At 68.4% G+C, this 16,968-nt stretch carries 15 protein-coding genes; 11 read left to right on the forward strand and 4 right to left on the reverse strand.

The window, feature by feature from the left end; all coding sequences use genetic code 11:
* Positions 1-7: 7 nt before the first annotated feature.
* The 11 genes from ACN8ZM_RS22090 to ACN8ZM_RS22140 all read left to right on the forward strand — a co-directional run bounded on the left by ACN8ZM_RS22090 (position 8) and on the right by ACN8ZM_RS22140 (position 12,737).
* Positions 8-541 (forward strand): TadE/TadG family type IV pilus assembly protein, encoded by a 534-nt coding sequence (locus tag ACN8ZM_RS22090; protein ID WP_420212379.1) that lies wholly within the window; start codon positions 8-10, stop codon positions 539-541.
* Positions 538-981: a TadE/TadG family type IV pilus assembly protein gene (locus ACN8ZM_RS22095; protein ID WP_043183810.1), complete on the forward strand. Its 444-nt coding sequence runs from the start codon at positions 538-540 to the stop codon at positions 979-981. Before ACN8ZM_RS22090 ends, ACN8ZM_RS22095 begins: the two co-directional genes overlap by 4 nt.
* Positions 982-1,003: 22 nt before the next feature.
* Complete coding sequence (locus ACN8ZM_RS22100; protein WP_043183809.1) at positions 1,004-2,212, forward strand: AAA family ATPase; 1,209 nt, start codon at positions 1,004-1,006, stop codon at positions 2,210-2,212.
* 19 nt (positions 2,213-2,231) lie between these two features.
* Positions 2,232-3,599: a CpaF family protein gene (locus tag ACN8ZM_RS22105; RefSeq protein WP_043183808.1), complete on the forward strand. Its 1,368-nt coding sequence runs from the start codon at positions 2,232-2,234 to the stop codon at positions 3,597-3,599.
* A 33-nt stretch (positions 3,600-3,632) separates the two neighbouring features.
* Positions 3,633-4,610, forward strand: coding sequence for a type II secretion system F family protein (locus ACN8ZM_RS22110; RefSeq protein ID WP_043183807.1), 978 nt, complete (start codon positions 3,633-3,635; stop codon positions 4,608-4,610).
* Between the two features lie 36 nt (positions 4,611-4,646).
* Complete coding sequence (locus tag ACN8ZM_RS22115; RefSeq protein WP_420212380.1) at positions 4,647-5,615, forward strand: type II secretion system F family protein; 969 nt, start codon at positions 4,647-4,649, stop codon at positions 5,613-5,615.
* A gap of 415 nt (positions 5,616-6,030) precedes the next feature.
* Complete coding sequence (locus ACN8ZM_RS22120) at positions 6,031-6,528, forward strand: hypothetical protein (protein WP_420212381.1); 498 nt, start codon at positions 6,031-6,033, stop codon at positions 6,526-6,528.
* 202 nt (positions 6,529-6,730) lie between these two features.
* Complete coding sequence (gene hflK, locus ACN8ZM_RS22125) at positions 6,731-8,626, forward strand: protease modulator HflK (protein WP_420212382.1); 1,896 nt, start codon at positions 6,731-6,733, stop codon at positions 8,624-8,626.
* A gap of 93 nt (positions 8,627-8,719) precedes the next feature.
* Entirely contained in the window at positions 8,720-9,757 is a 1,038-nt protein-coding gene (gene hflC, locus ACN8ZM_RS22130) for a protease modulator HflC (RefSeq protein ID WP_420212383.1), read from the forward strand.
* Complete coding sequence (gene hflK, locus ACN8ZM_RS22135) at positions 9,754-10,797, forward strand: protease modulator HflK (protein ID WP_420212384.1); 1,044 nt, start codon at positions 9,754-9,756, stop codon at positions 10,795-10,797. Before hflC ends, hflK (ACN8ZM_RS22135) begins: the two co-directional genes overlap by 4 nt.
* A complete protein-coding gene (locus ACN8ZM_RS22140; RefSeq protein WP_420212385.1) occupies positions 10,794-12,737 on the forward strand; it encodes a heavy metal translocating P-type ATPase in 1,944 nt (647 codons plus the stop codon). The genes hflK (ACN8ZM_RS22135) and ACN8ZM_RS22140 overlap by 4 nt, the downstream gene beginning before the upstream one ends.
* Positions 12,738-12,801: 64 nt before the next feature.
* On the opposite strand, the gene ACN8ZM_RS22145 is transcribed toward ACN8ZM_RS22140, so the two are convergent.
* From ACN8ZM_RS22145 to ACN8ZM_RS22160, 4 genes are all read right to left on the reverse strand, one after another.
* Entirely contained in the window at positions 12,802-14,064 is a 1,263-nt protein-coding gene (locus tag ACN8ZM_RS22145) for a serine hydrolase domain-containing protein (protein ID WP_420212386.1), read from the reverse strand.
* 135 nt (positions 14,065-14,199) lie between these two features.
* Positions 14,200-15,156 (reverse strand): SphA family protein, encoded by a 957-nt coding sequence (locus ACN8ZM_RS22150; RefSeq protein WP_043183951.1) that lies wholly within the window; start codon positions 15,154-15,156, stop codon positions 14,200-14,202.
* 36 nt (positions 15,157-15,192) lie between these two features.
* Positions 15,193-15,720: a flavin reductase family protein gene (locus tag ACN8ZM_RS22155; RefSeq protein ID WP_420212387.1), complete on the reverse strand. Its 528-nt coding sequence runs from the start codon at positions 15,718-15,720 to the stop codon at positions 15,193-15,195.
* Positions 15,721-15,725: 5 nt separating this feature from the next.
* On the reverse strand, positions 15,726-16,964 hold the full coding sequence (locus ACN8ZM_RS22160; protein WP_420212388.1) for a styrene monooxygenase/indole monooxygenase family protein: 1,239 nt from the start codon (positions 16,962-16,964) through the stop codon (positions 15,726-15,728).
* Positions 16,965-16,968: the final 4 nt, after the last annotated feature.

The following is a 16,968-nucleotide window of genomic DNA, read 5'->3' on the forward strand; positions in this document are numbered from 1 at the left end:
GACGATCATGAAAACCCGTCCGTTTCGCCGTTCGCGCACCCGTGGCGTCGTCGCCGTCGAGTTCGCGATCGTGCTGATGCCGATGATCCTGCTCGCGACCGGCGTGGCCGAGTTCGGCCGCGCGATCTACCAGTACGAGACGCTGACCAAGGCGACGCGGGATGCGGCGCGCTACCTGTCGGTCTGGTTGCCGACCGACAGCGCGTATCCGGTGTCGGCGGCGCAGTGCCTCGTCGTCTACGGCAGCACGACGTGCGGTGCGTCCGGCACCGAGCTGGTGCCGGGGCTCACGACCTCGATGGTGACGATCTGCGACGCGCAGCACACGACTGGCTGCAGCGACTCGTCCGACCCGTCGCAGTTCGCGAACCTGCCGACTTACGACTCGAACAACAACGCGGCGAGCGGTTCGGCGTCGGGCGCGATCAACGTCGTCGAAGTGAAGATCAAGGGCTACCAGTACCAGCCGATCCCCGTGTATCCGGGGCTCACGTCGATCACGTTCGGCAACATCGTCACCGTGATGAGGCAAGTGTCATGAACGCGCGCCATTTCCCGCTATCGCGCCGGCGCGGCCAGCGCGGCGCGGCACTCGTCGAGTTCGGGCTGATCGCATCGGTCCTGATCATGCTGCTGATCGGCATCTTCGAATTCGGCCGCGTGCTGTTCTACTGGAACACCGCGAGCGAAGCCGTGCGCCTCGGTGCGCGCACGGCGGTGGTCTGCGACGTCAATGCCGCCGGGGTCGCGAAGCGCGTGACCGCGATGTTGCCGCTGCTGTCGAGCGCGAACGTGTCGGTGAACTACTCGCCGGCCAACTGCGACGTGACCTCGTGCTCGTTCGTGACCGTGAGCGTCACGAACGTCACGGTCAAGACGATGATTCCGTTCGTGAACGTCACGGTGAAGATGCCGCCGTTCACGACGACGCTGCCGCGCGAAAGCCTGACTTCCGCGACCGGCGGCGCCAACTGCAACTGATCGAACAGGCGAGGCACACGACATGATCAACATCCTCGTAGCTTCCGACGACACCGCGCGACTCACGCAGATCGCGCGCCTCGTGGCCGACTGCGGACGCTATCGCGCGACGCGCGCGACCGGCCGCCCGTCGCAGATCGAACATCGCACCGACGGGCTCGACGCGTTCGACATCCTGCTGGTCGACGGCACGTCGCTCGACGCCTCCGAGCTGTCGGCGATCGAGCGGATTTGCCGGGCTCACGCCGGGCTGACCTGCATCCTCGTGACCGCGGACGCATCGCCGCACGTGCTGCTCGACGCGATGCGCGCAGGCGCCCGCGACGTGCTGCAGTGGCCGCTCGACCCGCAGGCGCTCGGCAACGCGCTCGAACGCGCGGCCGCGCAAAGCACGCGGCGCGACACCGACGATACGCGGATCGTGTCGTTCATGTCGTGCAAGGGCGGGGCCGGCACGAGCTTCGCGGCCAGCAACGTCGCATTCGAGATCGCGGAAGGCTTCAAGCGCCGTGTGCTGCTGATCGACCTGAACCAGCAGTTCGCCGATGCGGCCTTTCTCGTCAGCGACGAAACCCCGCCGTCGACGCTGCCGCAGCTGTGCACGCAGATCGAGCGGCTCGACAGCGCGTTTCTCGACGCGAGCGTCGCGCACGTGACGGAAAACTTCCACGTGCTCGCGGGCGCCGGCGACCCGGTCAAGGCCGCCGAGATGCGCGAGGACGCGCTCGAATGGATCCTGGGCGTCGCCGCGCCGCGCTACGACTTCGTGATCTTCGACATCGGCGTCGGCATCAATCCGCTGTCGATGGTCGCGCTGGATCGCAGCGACCAGATCCAGCTCGTGATGCAGCCCACGATGCCGCACGTGCGCGCCGGCCGCCGGCTGCTGGAGATTCTCGTGTCGCTCGGCTACTCGACCGACCAGATGCGGCTCATCCTGAACCGCGCGACGCGCGCGAGCGACCGGACCCGCACCGCGCTCGAGGAAGTGCTCGGCCTGAAGGCCGCCTGCACGATTCCCGACGACGCCGACACCGTGCTCGAAGCGATCAACCAGGGCCATCCGGTATCGCGGCTCGCACGCGGCACGGCGGTCACGCGTGCGCTGCAGGGTTACGCGAAACAGCTGGTCGAAGGGGAGGTGCGCGCGGGACACGGCGCCACGCGCAGCGAACCGCTGATGTCCAGGTTCTTCGGCCGCAAGGCCACGCCGAAGCTCAAGTCCATGTAATTCTTTCGGGGAATCGATCATGTCATTGCGCGAACAGATGTCGTTGCACCGGACCCCGCCGCTGGCGGCGGGCAGCGAACCGGGCGGCCCGGCTCATTCGTCGGTACGCGACGCGTACCAGAAGCTGCGCCGTGAAATTCACCTGGCCGTGCTCGAGCGCGTCGAGCTTGAGCGTCTGTCGCGGCTGCAGCAGGATCAGGTCCGGCAGGAAATCGCCGCGCTGATCTCGCGCATCCTCGACGACGAACGGATGCCCGCGAACGACATCGAGCGCCGGCAGCTTGCGATCGACGTGTATGACGAGATGTTCGGCTTCGGCCCGCTCGAAGCGCTGCTGCGCGACCCCGGCATTTCCGACATCCTCGTGAACACGTACCGGCAGGTCTATGTCGAGCGCAGCGGCCAGCTCGAACTGACCGACGTGACGTTCTACGACGACGCGCACCTGATGAAGGTGATCGAGAAGATCGTGTCGCGCGTCGGGCGCCGCATCGACGAATCGAGCCCGATGGTCGACGCGCGGCTGCCGGATGGTTCGCGCGTGAACGCGATCATCCCGCCGTCCGCGATCGACGGGCCGCTGATGTCGATCCGGCGTTTCGCGGTGAATCCGCTGAAGATGGACGACCTCGTGCGCTACCACAGCCTGACGCCGCCGATGGCCGAGCTGCTCGACGCGCTGTCGCGCGCGAAGGTGAACGTGCTGGTGTCGGGCGGCACCGGCAGCGGCAAGACGACGCTGCTCAACATCCTGTCCGGCTACATTCCGCGCAACGAGCGGATCGTGACGATCGAGGACGCCGCCGAGCTGCAACTGCAGCAGCCGCACGTGCTGCGGCTCGAAACGCGCCCGCCGAACATCGAGGGCAAGGGCGAGATCACGCAGCGCACGCTGGTGCGCAACGCGCTGCGGATGCGCCCGGACCGGATCATCCTCGGTGAAGTGCGCGGGGCGGAAGCGCTCGACATGCTCAACGCGATGAACACCGGCCACGAAGGCTCGCTCGCGACGATCCACGCGAACACGCCGCGCGATGCGCTGACGCGGCTCGAGAACATGATCAGCGTCTCCGGCCTGACGCTGCCGCCGAAGACGATGCGCCAGCAGATCGCGTCGGCGATCTCGGTGGTCGTGCAGGCCGCGCGGCTGACCGACGGCAAGCGCAAGATCGTCAGCATCCAGGAACTGACCGGGATGGAAGGCGACATCATCAACATGCAGGAGATCTTCACGTTCAAGCGCACGGGCGTGGACCGCGACGGCTCGGTACGCGGCCACTTCTGCGCGACCGGCGTGCGGCCGAAGTTCGTCGAGCGGTTGCAGGCATTCGGCATCAACCTGCCGGATTCGCTCTACGACCCGTCGCAGCGTTACGAGACGAACTGACGACAGGGCGCCGTTGGCTGCCGGGGAGGCCTCATGAACACGATCTTTTACGCCTTTGTGATTCTCACCTTCGTCGCCGTCGTGTTGACGATCGAAGGCGCCTATCAATGGTGGAACGCGCGGCATGGCACCGCCGTGCGCCGGATCGAGTCGCGCATCCGCGCGATGTCGGCCGGCGGCAACGTGCAGCAGGAGCGGCTGTCGATCCTGAAGAAGCGGATGCTCGACGAGTCGAAGCCGTTCGACCGGTTGCTGCTGCGCATGCCGCGCGTGCAGACGCTCGATCTCCTGATCCAGCAATCGGGCCTCGACTGGACGCTGTCGAAGCTGGTGGTGCTCAGCGCGGTGTTCCCGGCGCTCGCCTGGCTGGCGCTGAGCTTCGCCACGTTGCCGCAACTGGCCGTGCTGCCGATCGCGCTGTTTGCCGGATGCTGGCCGACGTTGTACGTGATGCGCTGCCGCCGGCGGCGCATGCGCAAGCTCGAACGGCAGTTGCCGGACATCTGCGACATGATCGCGCGCGCACTGCGTTCCGGTCATTCGTTCACGAGCACGCTCGGGATGGTGAGCGAAGAGTTTCCCGATCCGATGGGCGGCGAGTTCCGGATCACGTTCGACGAGGTCAACTACGGCGTGTCGTTGCACGACGCACTGACGAACCTCGCGACGCGCGTGCCGGTGCAGGACCTGCGCTACTTCGTGATCGCGGTGCTGATCCAGCGCGAGACCGGCGGCAACCTGGCCGAGCTGCTCGACAGCATCTCCGGGCTGATCCGCGAGCGCTTCAAGCTGTTCGACAAGGTGCGCGTGCTGTCGGCGGAAGGGCGGCTGTCGGCGTGGATTCTCGGGCTGCTGCCGTTCGGTACCGCCGGCGCGATCGCGCTGCTGAACCGCGAGTTCCTGTCGGTGCTCTGGGAGGATCCGGCCGGGATCAGGATGGTCGGCGTGATGCTGGTGTCGATGCTCTTTGGCCTGTTGTGGATCCGCCGCATTGTCCGGATTCGCGTCTGACGCGCGAGCCGAATAACGAACCGTTGCGAGGCTGTCATGCAAAACCTGAGCGTAGTCCACGCCGTCATGCTGGGTGGCTTGTTCCTCTTCGTGGCCGGCGGCGCACTCGCCGCGATGCTGCTGTTCGCGCCGCGCAACATCCAGCGCCGGATTCAGCAGGCCGGTGGCGCCGTCGTCGGCACGGGCTCCGGCGACGGCGACGATACGACGTCGCGCTGGGTCGCGAAGCTGGTGGAACTGTCGACCCCGATCTCGAGGCTGTCGGTGCCGAAGGAGGGCTGGGAGAGTTCGCCGCTGCGCATCCGGCTGATGAATGCCGGCTGGCGCAACCAGAGCGCGGCCGCGCTGTATTTCACCGCGAAGACGTTGCTCGCGCTCTTGTTGCCGTGCGCGGCGCTGCTGGTGCTGGTCACGACCCGGCTCGGGAACGAGCGCGAGATCCTGTCGGTCATCCTCGTCGTGCTCGCCGGGATCGGCTACTACATCCCGAACATCGTGCTGTCGCAGCGGGTCAAGGTGCGCCAGCAGAAGATCTTCGAGGATTTCCCGGACGCGCTCGACCTGCTGACGGTGTGCGTCGAAGCGGGCCTGGGGCTCGACGCGGCGCTGATGAAGGTGAGCGAGGAGCTGCGGTTCAGCAGCGAGGTGGTCTCGAGCGAACTCGACCTGCTGCTGCTCGAGATGCGCTCCGGCTTCACGAAGGAGACGGCGCTGCGCAATCTCGCGCTGCGCACCGGTGTGGAGGATATCGAATCGTTCTGCACGATGCTGATCCAGGCCGATCGCTTCGGCACGAGCATCAGCGAATCGCTGCGCGTGCTGTCGGACATGCTGCGCACGCGGCGCCGGATGCGTGCGGAGGAGCGGGCCGCGAAGATCGCGCTGAAGCTGCTGTTCCCGCTGATCTTCTGCATCTTCCCCGCGCTGATGCTGGTGCTGCTCGGGCCGGCGATGATTCACGTGTATCGCGTGCTGCTGCCGACGTTCGTCGGGATGTCGCATTGAGCGATGAGCCGGCGTCACGCCGGGATCGACGGAATCGTCGATAAAGGTTTTGCGTGCCGGACGGCCACCCCCGCCGGCCGGCACGGCAACAGGCTTCATGGAGGCTCCCTCCCCAGGCGGCGCCGCGAGACAGGTTGACCATAGCGGCGTCAATGCATCCTGGACCCATGGTCGGCCATGGAACAAGCCGTAGTCCACCGCCTTACCGGCTGCCCCCTACTGCTAACCTGAATGCCGGCGAAGTTTGCCGGCATCGCGTTGTGCGCGATGACGCGGCGGTCGCGGATCGCGACCGGCGTGTCGGCGGCATCCCGGACGCAATCGCGGCGATGACAGGAGCGGTGCCGCGCGATAGCATGGTCGGCAATCTCGGCGCTGCACGCGCCATTTCCGGTCGAGACGCGACAGGAGAACCATGCCGACTTTGACGACCGAACCGCTGGAGCCCGACGAGCGCGCCCGCTTGCGCAGCATGAAAGGCGGCGGCCTGCTGATCGTCGTGGTGGCGCTCGTGTTTACCGCGGTGCCCGTCGGCCTCGCCTTCCTCACGGAGCGAATCAAATCTCCGCTGCTGACGTTCCAGTGGGTCGCGGGGATTATCGTGCTGACCAGCCTGAGCATGTATCTGATGGGCAAGTGGTACGAGCGCAAAGTCTCGCTCGACCTGAAAGCCAACCGGAAGTTCGTGCTCGACACCACGGTGGCCCGGCTCGACGTGCGCCATGTCGGCGGCGTGCCGAGCTACTACCTGCTGATTGCCGACCACGGCCCCGACGTGCCGCGCCGGCGCTTTGACGTCGACCAGGACACCTTTGACAACTTGCGTAGCGGCGAGCGTGTCCGTATCGCGTTCTTGCCGCATTCCGGCCGGGTGCTGGAGATCGAGACGGCGACGTACCGGCACCGGATCTGAATCCCGGATGCTCGCCGTGCGGAAGGTCGGCGATCGCCGTTGGCCGCAAGGCGGCGGAAAGGTTCGATCCCGGCGACTGTTTCGTCCTTCGTGCCAATCGCATCGATGCCTTGAGTTTCATCATCCGCCGCGCTACATTGCCGCTCGCAGCAATCCGCACGGACTCCTGCGCACCCTGTAACGCGTACGTAAGGAACCCCCGATGGGGCAACAGGCGGAAGGCAACGACGACATTCCCGGCAGCCCGTCCGGCCGCGACGCACTCGCGCCGGTCGCAGGCGCCGCCGCGTTGCTGGTCGCCGCGCTCGGCACGCTGAGCGCGGTCGACATCCTGCCCGCCGACCTGCGCTGGTGCGCGCCGCTCGCCAGCGCGTGGTGCAACGTGTTCGTCGTCGCGATCGGCGTGCTGCTCGCCGGACGTGCGCGCCGCCATCCTCCGGAAGGATCGGCCGCCACGCTGCTCGCCGACTGGCTGCGCCATGCGTTCAGCCGCACGCAGGAACCGGAGCACGACGACAACCCGTGGCCGGCGATCGCCGCCGCGATCGACTGGCGGCCGTGGGCCGTCACCGCCGGCGGTGCGCTCTCCGTCGCGCTTGCCGCACTCGCGTGGCAGCCGCCGTCGCCCGTCATGCTGATTCGCGCGATGGCTGCGCCCGAACCCACGCTCGCGGCCGGTGCGGCAGGCATCGTCCTCGCGTTTCTGACACTCGTCGCCGAACGCCATCATGCGGCGGCGGCCGGCAATTCGGCGGTGTCCGCGTCGCTCACACGGGTGCTGCGCGTCGCGCTCGTCACCGCGCTAGCGGGGGCACTGGCCGCCGCCTGGTTCGCGTTCCGGCACCGCACGGCGGACTGGCTCGTGCATGCGGTGGCGCTGCTCAACGCCGCCGTCGCCGCGGAACTGGCGCTGCGCGGTGTGCTGTCGTGGTTTGCAGTGCCGCGCGGCGCGGTCGTGCCGACCAGCGCGATCGCCGGGCTGCTGAGCCGGCGCCCGTCGCCGTTCGCGTCGCTCGGCGCCGAACTGCGCCATCGTTACGGGATCGACCTGCGGCAGAGCTGGGGCTGGCGCAGCTTCGTGCGGCTGCTGCCGGGCGCGTTCGCCGCCACCGTCGCGTGCGCGTGGCTGCTGACCGCCATCGTCGTGCTGAACCCGGAGCAGCGCGCGGTGTATGAACGGTTCGGCGCGCCGGTCGCGGTCTGGCAGCCGGGCCTGCACGTCGGTTTGCCCTGGCCGTTCGGGCGCGCGCGCATCGTCGACAACGGCGCGGTGCACCAGGTCGCGATCGCGGGCAGCGCGAACGACGGCAACGCCGATCCGACGCCCGTGCTGGCCGACGACCCGACGCCCGAACGCCTCGATCGTCTGTGGGACGCGCCGCATCCGTGGGAAACCACCCAGGTGATCGCCGGCGCGAACGGCGACCGCCAGAACTTCCAGATCGTCAACGCCGACGTGCGGGTCGACTACCGGCTCGGCCCGACCGACGCCGACGCGCGCGCGGCGCTCTATCGCACGATCGACCCGGAAAGCACGGTGCGCACGAGCGCCAATCGCGCACTCGTGCACTACCTCGCGTCGCATACGCTCGAGTCGCTGCTGGAAACGAATCAGGCCGCGATGGCCGACCAGTTGAAGCGCGCGATCCAGCAGCAGCTCGACCGGCTGCAAAGCGGTGTCGACGTGATCGCGGTCGTGATCGAGAGCGTGCATCCGCCGACCGGCGCGGCGGCCGCATTCCACGACGTGCAGGCCGCACAGATCCGCGCGCAGGGCAGCGTCGCGCAGGCGCGCGGCTTCGCGGCCGGTCTGCTCGGCAACGCGCAGCAGCAGGCGCTCGAACGGGTCGCGCACGCCGAAGCGCAGGCCGGCGACACGCTGTCGTCGGCGCGCGTGCAGCAGATCGATTTCGATGCCGACGTGGTCGCGTACCGGCTCGGCGGCCCCGCGTTTCCGTTCGAGTATTACCTCGACCGGCTGCAACGCGGCCTGCGCAACGCGCGCATGACGATCATCGACGACCGGCTTGCCGACGGCACGCGGGCGACCGTCGATCTTCGCAATACTCCCGCCGGCGATCTGGCCGGCATCCATTGACATGTCGCGGCGCGATCCGCGCGGGCGGCGCACCACGGCGGCAGGCCGTGCCGCCGCCCCGCACGCGGGCGACGCCGCACCCGGGGCGATATCGTGAGTCTGTTTCATTCGCACGCGCATGATCATGCGCACCACGGCCATGGCCACGACCACCACGCGCATCGCGGTGCCCCGCAGCCGCCCGGCGCGTTCCGCCTGCGCGTCGCCGTCGCGCTGCTGTGCGTGCTCGTCGCGCTCGCGGTCGCGAGCTTCGTGCAGGTGCGTGCCGGCGAGGCGTCGGTGATCACGCGCTTCGGGCGGCCGGTGCGCGTGCTGCTCGAACCCGGGCTCGCGTGGCGCCTGCCCGCGCCGATCGATGCGGTGACGCCGGTCGACCTGCGCCTGCACACCACGTCGAGCGGCCTGCAGGATGTCGGTACCCGCGACGGGCTGCGCATCATCGTCGAGGCCTACGTCGCGTGGCGCGTGCCGGCCGATGCGCGCGACATCGGGCGTTTCATGCGTGCGGTCGGCAACGAGCCGGATGAAGCGGCGCGGCAGATCCGCTCGCTCGTCGGCTCCGCGCTGCAGACGACCTCCGCCGGATACGATCTCGCGTCGCTCGTGAACACCGATCCGGCCCAGGTGAAGATCGGCGAATTCGAAGATGCGCTGCGCCGGCAGATCGACGCGCAGCTCTATGCGGCTTACGGCGTGCGGGTCGCCCAGGTCGGGCTCGAACGGCTCACACTGCCGGCCGTTACGCTCGCCGCGACGGTCGACCGGATGAGCGCGGAACGCGAGACGGTGGCCGCGCAGCGCACCGCGGACGGCAATCGCGAGGCCGCGCAGATCCGCTCGGACGCCGAGCGCGACGCGCGCATCGCGCTGGCCGATGCGAACGTGAAAGCCGCCGGCATCGAAGCGCAATCGCGCAAGGACGCGGCCGACATCTACGGCAAGAGCTATGCGGGCAACCCGCACCTGTACACGATGCTGCGTTCGCTCGACACGCTGAACACGGTGGTCGGCACCAATACGAACCTGATCCTGCGCACCGACGCCGCGCCGTTCCGCGTGCTCGTGCAGGGCCCGGGCGACGCGTCGGGGCAGGCCGCGCCGGCGCCCAAGTCGCACAAGGCGGCGCGATGAGCGACCCGTCCGCACCGCCGCTCGGGCCGGGCGCGCAGGCCGTGCGCCTGTCGTTCTGGTTCGTCGCCGCGCTCGCGGTGCTCGCCGCGTGCGCGTGGGCCGGCTCGAACATCCGGCGGATTCCGGCGGACAGCCGTGCGGTCGTGATGCGTTTCGGCGCGCTCGTGCGCACCCAGGACGCCGGGCTCGTGATCGCATGGCCGCAGCCGTTCGAATCGGTCCTGCTCGTGCCGGGCGCCGCGCGCGTGCTCGAACAGCGGATCCGCTCGCTCGACCGCGATCCGCGGGCGCTCGCGCCGTCCGTGCAGGGCGTCGCGCGGTTGCCCGACGCGCTTGCCGGTTCCGGCTACGTGTTGACGGGCGACGGCGGCGCGGTCGCGTTGAGCGCGGTGCTCTATTACCGCGTCAGCGATCCGTATGCATATGTGCTGCAGCGGGACCGTCTCGACGCCGCGCTCGAGCGGATCGTGTCCGCGTCGGCGGTCGAGGTCGCGGCGACCCGCGATCTCGACGCGATCCTGGTCGCCCGGCCCGAGCAACTGGCCGCCGACCGGCAGATGGCCGCACGCCGCGAACGGTTGCGTGGCGATCTCGCCGATGCGATCGCGCGGCACCTGCGCGCGCTCGACGCGGCGCATGCGGGGCTCGGCGTCGAAGTCGCGCGCGTCGACGTGCAGCCCGCGTTTCCCGGTGCGGCCGCCGACGCGTTCAACGCGGTGCTGACGTCGCTGCAGGTCGCCGAGCGGACCATCGCCGAAGCACGCACCGCCGCCGAACAGCGGCGCCAGGACGCGCAGCAGGATGCCGACCGGATCGTCCAGGACGCGCAGGCCCACGCGGCCGAACGCGTCGCCACCGCGCAGACCGACACGCTCGACATCCGGCAGCTCGACGCGACGCTCCGCGAGAACGGCGATCCGGGGCTGCTGGCGCGGCTGTATCGCGATCGCGTGCAGCGCGTGCTGTCGAAAGCCGGGCGCGTGACGACGATCGATCCGCACGACACCTCGAACCTGATCCTGCCCGGAAACGCCCGATGAATTCGCTCGCCGAACCGGCCACGCAGCCGGACGCCGCGCCCGCCGGCACGACGGCTTACGCGCTGTCCTCCGACGAACGCCACACGATCACGCGGCAGATCGCGCTGGCGCTGCTCGCGGGCGGCCTGCTCGTGCTGTCGTTCGCATGGCGCATGCTGTCGGCCGGCGGCGACACGCTTGCACAATTGCTTGCCGCGCTCGCGTCGCTGATCGTCGCGGGGCCGGTGTTTGCGAGTGCATGGCACAGCCTGCGCGCACCGAGCCTGCACGGCGTGACCGATCGCCTGATCGCGCTCGCGATGCTGGCTGCGTGGGCGATCGGCGACATGACGACGGCCGCGCTGCTGCCGATCGTGATGACGTTCGGTCATGCGCTCGAAGAGCGCAGCGTGCTCGGTTCGCAGGAGGCGATCCGCGCGCTCGGCCGGCTGACGGCCGGCCGCGTGCGCCGCATCGGCCCGGACGGCAGCGTAGCCGAAGTCGCCTATGACGCGCTGCGGACGGGCGACCGCATCGAGGTGGTGGCCGGCGCGCGCATTCCGGTCGACGGCATCGTGGTGGCCGGCACGTCGAGCGTCGACAACGGGCCGATTACCGGTGAATCCGTGCCGCTCGACGTCGATACGGGCAGTGCTGTGTATGGCGGCGCACTGAATCTCGACGGCGTGCTGCGCATCGAGGTCACTCACACCGGCAAGGATTCGACGCTCGGCAAGATCATCGCGCTGATGCAGCACGCCGAGCAGGCGAAGCCGCCCGTCACGCAGGTGCTCGAGCGGCACATGGGCGCGTATCTCGCGCTCGTCCTGCTGATCGCGGCGATCGTCTGGTTCACGTCCGCGAATGCGTCGGCGATGCTCGCCGTCATCGTGGCCGCGTGCCCGTGCGCGCTGGTGCTCGCCGCGCCGTCCACGGCGATTGCCGGGATCGCGGTCGGCGCGCGGCACGGCATCCTGTTTCGCAATGCCGCGTTCCTCGACAAGATCGCCGAAGTCGATTCGCTCGTGATCGACAAGACGGGCACGCTCACCCGCGGGGAATTGCAGGTCCGGCAGATGTGGTTGCAGCCAGGCGTCGACGGCGCGCAGGCGCGTGCGCTGGCCGCACGGCTCGGCGAAAGCAGCGCGCACCCGGCGAGCCGCGCGCTCGTTCGCGATGCCGCCGCGTCCGGTCTCACCGGCGCCGCCGTTGCGCCATTCGAACGCACGCGGGAATTGCGCGGCCTCGGTGTCGTCGCCGATACGCCGGACGGCACGGCTGTGCTGGGTCGGCCCGCGCTGCTGGCCGACCACGTCGATGCGTTGCCGCCGGCTCCGGACGGTTTCGACGGGCCGCTCGTCGGCCTCGTGCTCGGCGGGCGGCTGCTTGCGTGGTTCGGTTTCGCGGATACGCTGCGGCCCGACGCGCGCGAGGCGCTTGCCGAACTGCGGACGCTGGGCCTGGCGCGGCAGACGCTGTTGACGGGCGACCTCGAGCGCGTCGCGAGCAGGGTCGCGGCCGAGACGGGCATCGAGACGGTGGTCGCGCAGGCGCTGCCACACGACAAGCTCGACTACGTGATGCGCGAGATCGGCGCGGGCCTGAATCCGCTCGTCGTCGGCGACGGGCTGAACGACGTGCTGGCGATCAAGGCCGGCTCGACGAGCATCGCGATGGGCGAGCGCGGCGTCGACATCGCGATCGCGTCGGCCGACGTCGTGCTGCTGGGCGACGACCTGCGGCGGATTCCGACCTGCATCCGCCTGGGACGGCGCTGCCGGCGCACGGCGACGACCAATGCGGCGATCGGCCTCGCATGGACGCTCGCGGTGATCGCGCTGGCCGCGACCGGCATGCTCGGCGCGGTGTGGGCGGCGATCCTGCATAACGTCGGCACGTTCATCGTGATCGCGAACGCCGGCCGGCTGCTGCGGATCGACGAGGACGATCGCGGCGCGTGAGCGGAGGAGAGCGATCGTTCAGCGGCGCACCTCATGCACGGTCGCGAAATTCCCCTTCACCCCATCACGGCCGACCTTCGCTCGGCACCTCGGCCGCCTTGCTGAGTTCCCCCATGATGATCCGCGCGATTTCGTTGGCCGGTGCGCGTCCATCGGGCGCGGCAGCCGTGTTCGACCACGTGACGATCGTCGTTTGCGTGACCGGGTCGTAGCCCATGAAGGTGTTGAAGCCGGGTATCTCGCCCGTATGTCCGTAGAACGTGCCGAACTTGGCCAGGCCCAGGCAGTAGCTCGCCGACATCGGGTCGGTCGCATCGATCGGCGTGCAACTGGCGAGCCGTTGCGCCTGCAGGTCGGCGTTCAGGTAGCCGCCGCCGACCATCCGCTGCACGTAGGCGGCCAGTTCCGTGACGGTTGAAATACCGGAGCCGGCCGTCCACGCCCACGACGTATTGACGCTGGTCACGTTCGTCGGTTGCAGCGCGCCGCTTTTCGCATCAGCCTGGCGCTGGGGCGACAGCGCGTCGCTGTCGGTCGTTTCGGCATTGGTGCCCCATTGATAGCCCTGCGGTGCCGGTGCCGGCAGCGACGTATCCTGCTGCGGCGGGAGCAAGGTATTGGCCAGGCCGAGCGGCGCAAACAGGCGCGCGTTCATCGCATCGGCCGCGCTCATGCCGGTCAGTTGCTCGATGATGAGCCCCAGCAGTATCGTGTTCGTATTCGAGTAGCGAAAATCCGTGCCGGGCGGGAAATAGACCGGCTGGCCTTCGGCGATGCCCAGCAAATCGGACGTGGTCCAGACCATGTCCGGCTGCGCATCGAGCGTCTGGTTGAACGCGAGATTCGTCGAATAGTTGTAGAGGCCGCTACGCATCGTCAGCAACTGTTCGATCGTGATCGTGTTGCCGTTGGGCACGTTCGGGACGAACTTGCTGACGGTGTCGCCGAGACTCAGCCGGCCTTCCTGGACGAGTTGCAGGATCACCGTGCCGGTCCAGGTCTTCGTCACGCTGCCGACGCGAAAGTGCGCATTCGTCGGGATCGGCGTATTCGTGCCTCGCACGGCCGTGCCGAACGATTCGAGCCAGTTGCCCTGCGGCGATTGCACATAGACGACCGCACCGGGCGTCAGCGTGTCCGCGAGCAGCGCATTGATCTGCGGGCGCGCCGCGTTCGCGAACGCGGGCGTGCTCGAGGCCGGCGAACTGTCGCCGCCGCACGCGGAAACGGCGAGGCCGATGACCACGGCCGGTGCGACGGCAACCATGCCGCGCACCAGCCGCCGCGATACGTTCGACAAAAACCGGGAGGTTGCTGAAGTCGCCATGGCGCGGACCCTCCGTGGTCGTGACGTATTGCCTGCGTTGCCTTCTCCAAAACTATAGGACAGGCGCGCGCATGCCTGCAGTCCGCATTTTTCGTCTGACGATAGCGATCGGGCGCGTTCACCCGGTCGCGGCCGTCACTGAAAGTGATGCACGTACCGCAGCACCATCCGCGTGCCTTGCGGCCGGTTCCGCGCATAGGTCTCGAAGTACGCGTTGAACATCAGATGATCGTGCGGCGAGAAGCTAACCATGGCCCCCGGGCCGATCGCGAACACGGCCTCGCGCGTGCCCGGCACGTCCTGCCCGTTTTCCTTCATGTCGGTGGTCTGCCGCAGCCAGTAGCCGTTGAGCCCCAGCCGCAGGCCGGGGCGCACTTCATACTCGGTCGCGAAGTTCGCGTGGATGGCCTGCCCGGCCTGCGTCGACGTCACGTCCGGGCCGAGCGACGTGGCCGGCTGATGGTTGGTCGCGTTCCACAAATAATGCAGCCGCCACGACACGGTCCACTTGGGCGTGAGCCATAGCGTCGCCGCCCAGTACGGATCGAACGACCAGAAATGGCTGCCGGGGTTGATCGCGCGAGACGGATCGTAGGCGCCGGTCGGCGCGATGAACTGGAATTCCACGCGCTGCGCGAAGCGCGGGCCCTGTGCGCCCATCACCGGGTCGAACTGGATGAACGGGCCGATCAGCAGGTCGCCGAAGCCGGCACGCGCATTCAGCGCGACGTTGCCGATGCCGTCGTCGGTCCGCGCGGACGCGATCCACGGCAGGATCACGTCGAGGCCGGGATGCATGCCCGCGAACGTCAGCGGCGACTGATAGACGAGCTGGCTCAGCCCCGCGAACAGGTCGATGTCCTGCTTCGGCAGCCCGACCTTGTTGCCCGCATTGTCGTTGACGCGGCCGGCCGTGTAGTACTGCAGGTACTGCGTGCCGTACCAGCCGGAGCCGGCCGGCGGCATGCCGTCGAGGAAGCTGGTCATGCCGAGGTTGACCGCCGGCAGGTCGGCCGCGCTGGCCGGCGCGCTTGCGGCCATGCCGGCAATCGTGAGGCCTGCGACGACGAGCAGGCGAGAGCCGAATGTCATGTTCACCACCTCCTTTATGTTTATTTGCATAACTAATCAAATGGTGCGCAAAAGATCGGGATGATCGGCGATCGCGCGATACTGACCGGCATGGAACACCAGCGGGGCTTTGCCGAACGCGTCGAACTGTTCGATGTGGCCGATGAAGAGCAGGTGATCGCCACCTTCGTAGTGGCCGACGTTGCGGCACACGAAGCGCGCACTCGCGCCGTCGAGGCAGGGCACGCCGCCCGCCTGCGAATCGACGTGCAGTACGCCGTCGAACTTGTCGGCGCTGGGTGTCGCGAAACGGCGCGATAGCTCGATCTGGTCGTGCGCGAGGATGTTGATCGCGAAATGGGTAGCCGCGACGAAATCCGGGCGGCTCGGCGCGAGCTTGCGCAGGCTCCACAGCACGAGCGGCGGATCGAGCGACAGCGACGAGAACGAATTGGCGGTGAGGCCCACCTTGCGTCCGTCGGCCGCGCACGTGGTGATCACGGTCACGCCGGTCGGGAATTGCCCGAACGCGGCGCGCAATTGCATCGGGTCGAGGGCCGGGCGATCGGTGGCGGTCGTTTCCATGGCGGTTACTCCGCACGCAGGCTGTGTTCGCGGATCATCGCCGCGCAGGCCGACGGCTCGAACCACCACGGCGAGAACCGGCGCGGATCGTCGAAGCCGTCGACGATCGCCGCGGCGAGCGAGGGCAACTGACCGGCCGCGCCGAGCAGTTCGAGGATGTGCGGCGGCGGCGGGGTGAGCAGCGAGTTGGTCCAGCGCACGACATGCTGCGCATAGGCCCAGTAGCCTTCGAACGTCTGCTGCATCCAGTCTTCGCCGAACGGTGCGGCATCGCGCGCGACGATCGCGTCGAAATAGGCCTTCGCGCATTTCGCGGCATTGTTCGATCCCTGGCCGGTGATCGGATCGTTGACGACCACCGCATCGGCCATCCCGAACACCGTGCGGCCCGACGGCAGGCGGAAGAACGGCTTGCGCACCGTCGGCGCGAAACGTCCGGCCAGCGTGCCGTTCGAATCGGTGAGCTCGACGTCGCGGCAGCGCTCGAATTCCCACGGCACGTAGTGCTGCAGGAACGACAGGCTGCGGTCCAGATGCTGCTCGGGCGTCTTCACGTCGGCCCAGCAGTCGAGCGGGCCGCCCGGAATGCCTTCGAACACCATGATTTCACACGGGCCCGACGTGGTCAGCGCGGGGAACACGAAATACTCGCCGATGCCGGGCAGCAGGTTGAAGCGCACCCGCGAATACGGCTGGCTCGGCGTCATCCCTTTTACATAGGTGAGGGCCAGCGCGCGTTGCGGGCGGTCGAACGCACTGCGCGCGTCGTCGCGGCCGAGCAGGTTGACGATCTCGCCCTTGCCGGCCGCGAGCAGCACGAGGTCATGGCTGCGTGCCAGTTCCTCGAGCTCGGGCACGCCGATGTCGGCAATGCGCACGTCGGCGCCACGGCGCCGCACGCCATCGAGCCAGTCGGCCATTTTCACGCGCTGGTCGACCGACTGCGCATAACGGGTCAGCCGCGACGACCAGTCGATCGCCTTGCGACCGTTGCCGTCCGGATGCGGCACCGCGATGCCGATTCCTTCGACGGACGGGCACGCTTCCTCCCACGTGTTCAGGTCGAGGTCGCGCTCGATCTGCAATGACGTGTGGAACATGCACTGGCTCGACATGACCTTGCCGGTGCGGATCTGTTCGGCGTCGCGATTGGTCGCGAGCGTGACGTGGTAGCCCTGGTCGAGCAGGGCGAAGGCGAGTTGCAGGCCGGACTGGCCGGCGCCGACGATAGCGATGCGTCTCATGGAA

The organism is Burkholderia aenigmatica (assembly GCF_048627025.1).
Lineage (GTDB): Bacteria > Pseudomonadota > Gammaproteobacteria > Burkholderiales > Burkholderiaceae > Burkholderia > Burkholderia aenigmatica.

Coding starts and splice junctions, on each gene's coding strand:
- ACN8ZM_RS22090 (WP_420212379.1), top strand. CDS start 8: ATGAAAACCCGTCCGTTTCGCCGTTCGCGCACCCGTGGCGTCGTCGCC.
- ACN8ZM_RS22095 (WP_043183810.1), top strand. CDS start 538: ATGAACGCGCGCCATTTCCCGCTATCGCGCCGGCGCGGCCAGCGCGGC.
- ACN8ZM_RS22100 (WP_043183809.1), top strand. CDS start 1,004: ATGATCAACATCCTCGTAGCTTCCGACGACACCGCGCGACTCACGCAG.
- ACN8ZM_RS22105 (WP_043183808.1), top strand. CDS start 2,232: ATGTCATTGCGCGAACAGATGTCGTTGCACCGGACCCCGCCGCTGGCG.
- ACN8ZM_RS22110 (WP_043183807.1), top strand. CDS start 3,633: ATGAACACGATCTTTTACGCCTTTGTGATTCTCACCTTCGTCGCCGTC.
- ACN8ZM_RS22115 (WP_420212380.1), top strand. CDS start 4,647: ATGCAAAACCTGAGCGTAGTCCACGCCGTCATGCTGGGTGGCTTGTTC.
- ACN8ZM_RS22120 (WP_420212381.1), top strand. CDS start 6,031: ATGCCGACTTTGACGACCGAACCGCTGGAGCCCGACGAGCGCGCCCGC.
- hflK (WP_420212382.1), top strand. CDS start 6,731: ATGGGGCAACAGGCGGAAGGCAACGACGACATTCCCGGCAGCCCGTCC.
- hflK (WP_420212384.1), top strand. CDS start 9,754: ATGAGCGACCCGTCCGCACCGCCGCTCGGGCCGGGCGCGCAGGCCGTG.
- ACN8ZM_RS22140 (WP_420212385.1), top strand. CDS start 10,794: ATGAATTCGCTCGCCGAACCGGCCACGCAGCCGGACGCCGCGCCCGCC.
- ACN8ZM_RS22145 (WP_420212386.1), bottom strand. CDS start 14,064: ATGGCGACTTCAGCAACCTCCCGGTTTTTGTCGAACGTATCGCGGCGG.
- ACN8ZM_RS22150 (WP_043183951.1), bottom strand. CDS start 15,156: ATGACATTCGGCTCTCGCCTGCTCGTCGTCGCAGGCCTCACGATTGCC.
- ACN8ZM_RS22155 (WP_420212387.1), bottom strand. CDS start 15,720: ATGGAAACGACCGCCACCGATCGCCCGGCCCTCGACCCGATGCAATTG.
- ACN8ZM_RS22160 (WP_420212388.1), bottom strand. CDS start 16,964: ATGAGACGCATCGCTATCGTCGGCGCCGGCCAGTCCGGCCTGCAACTC.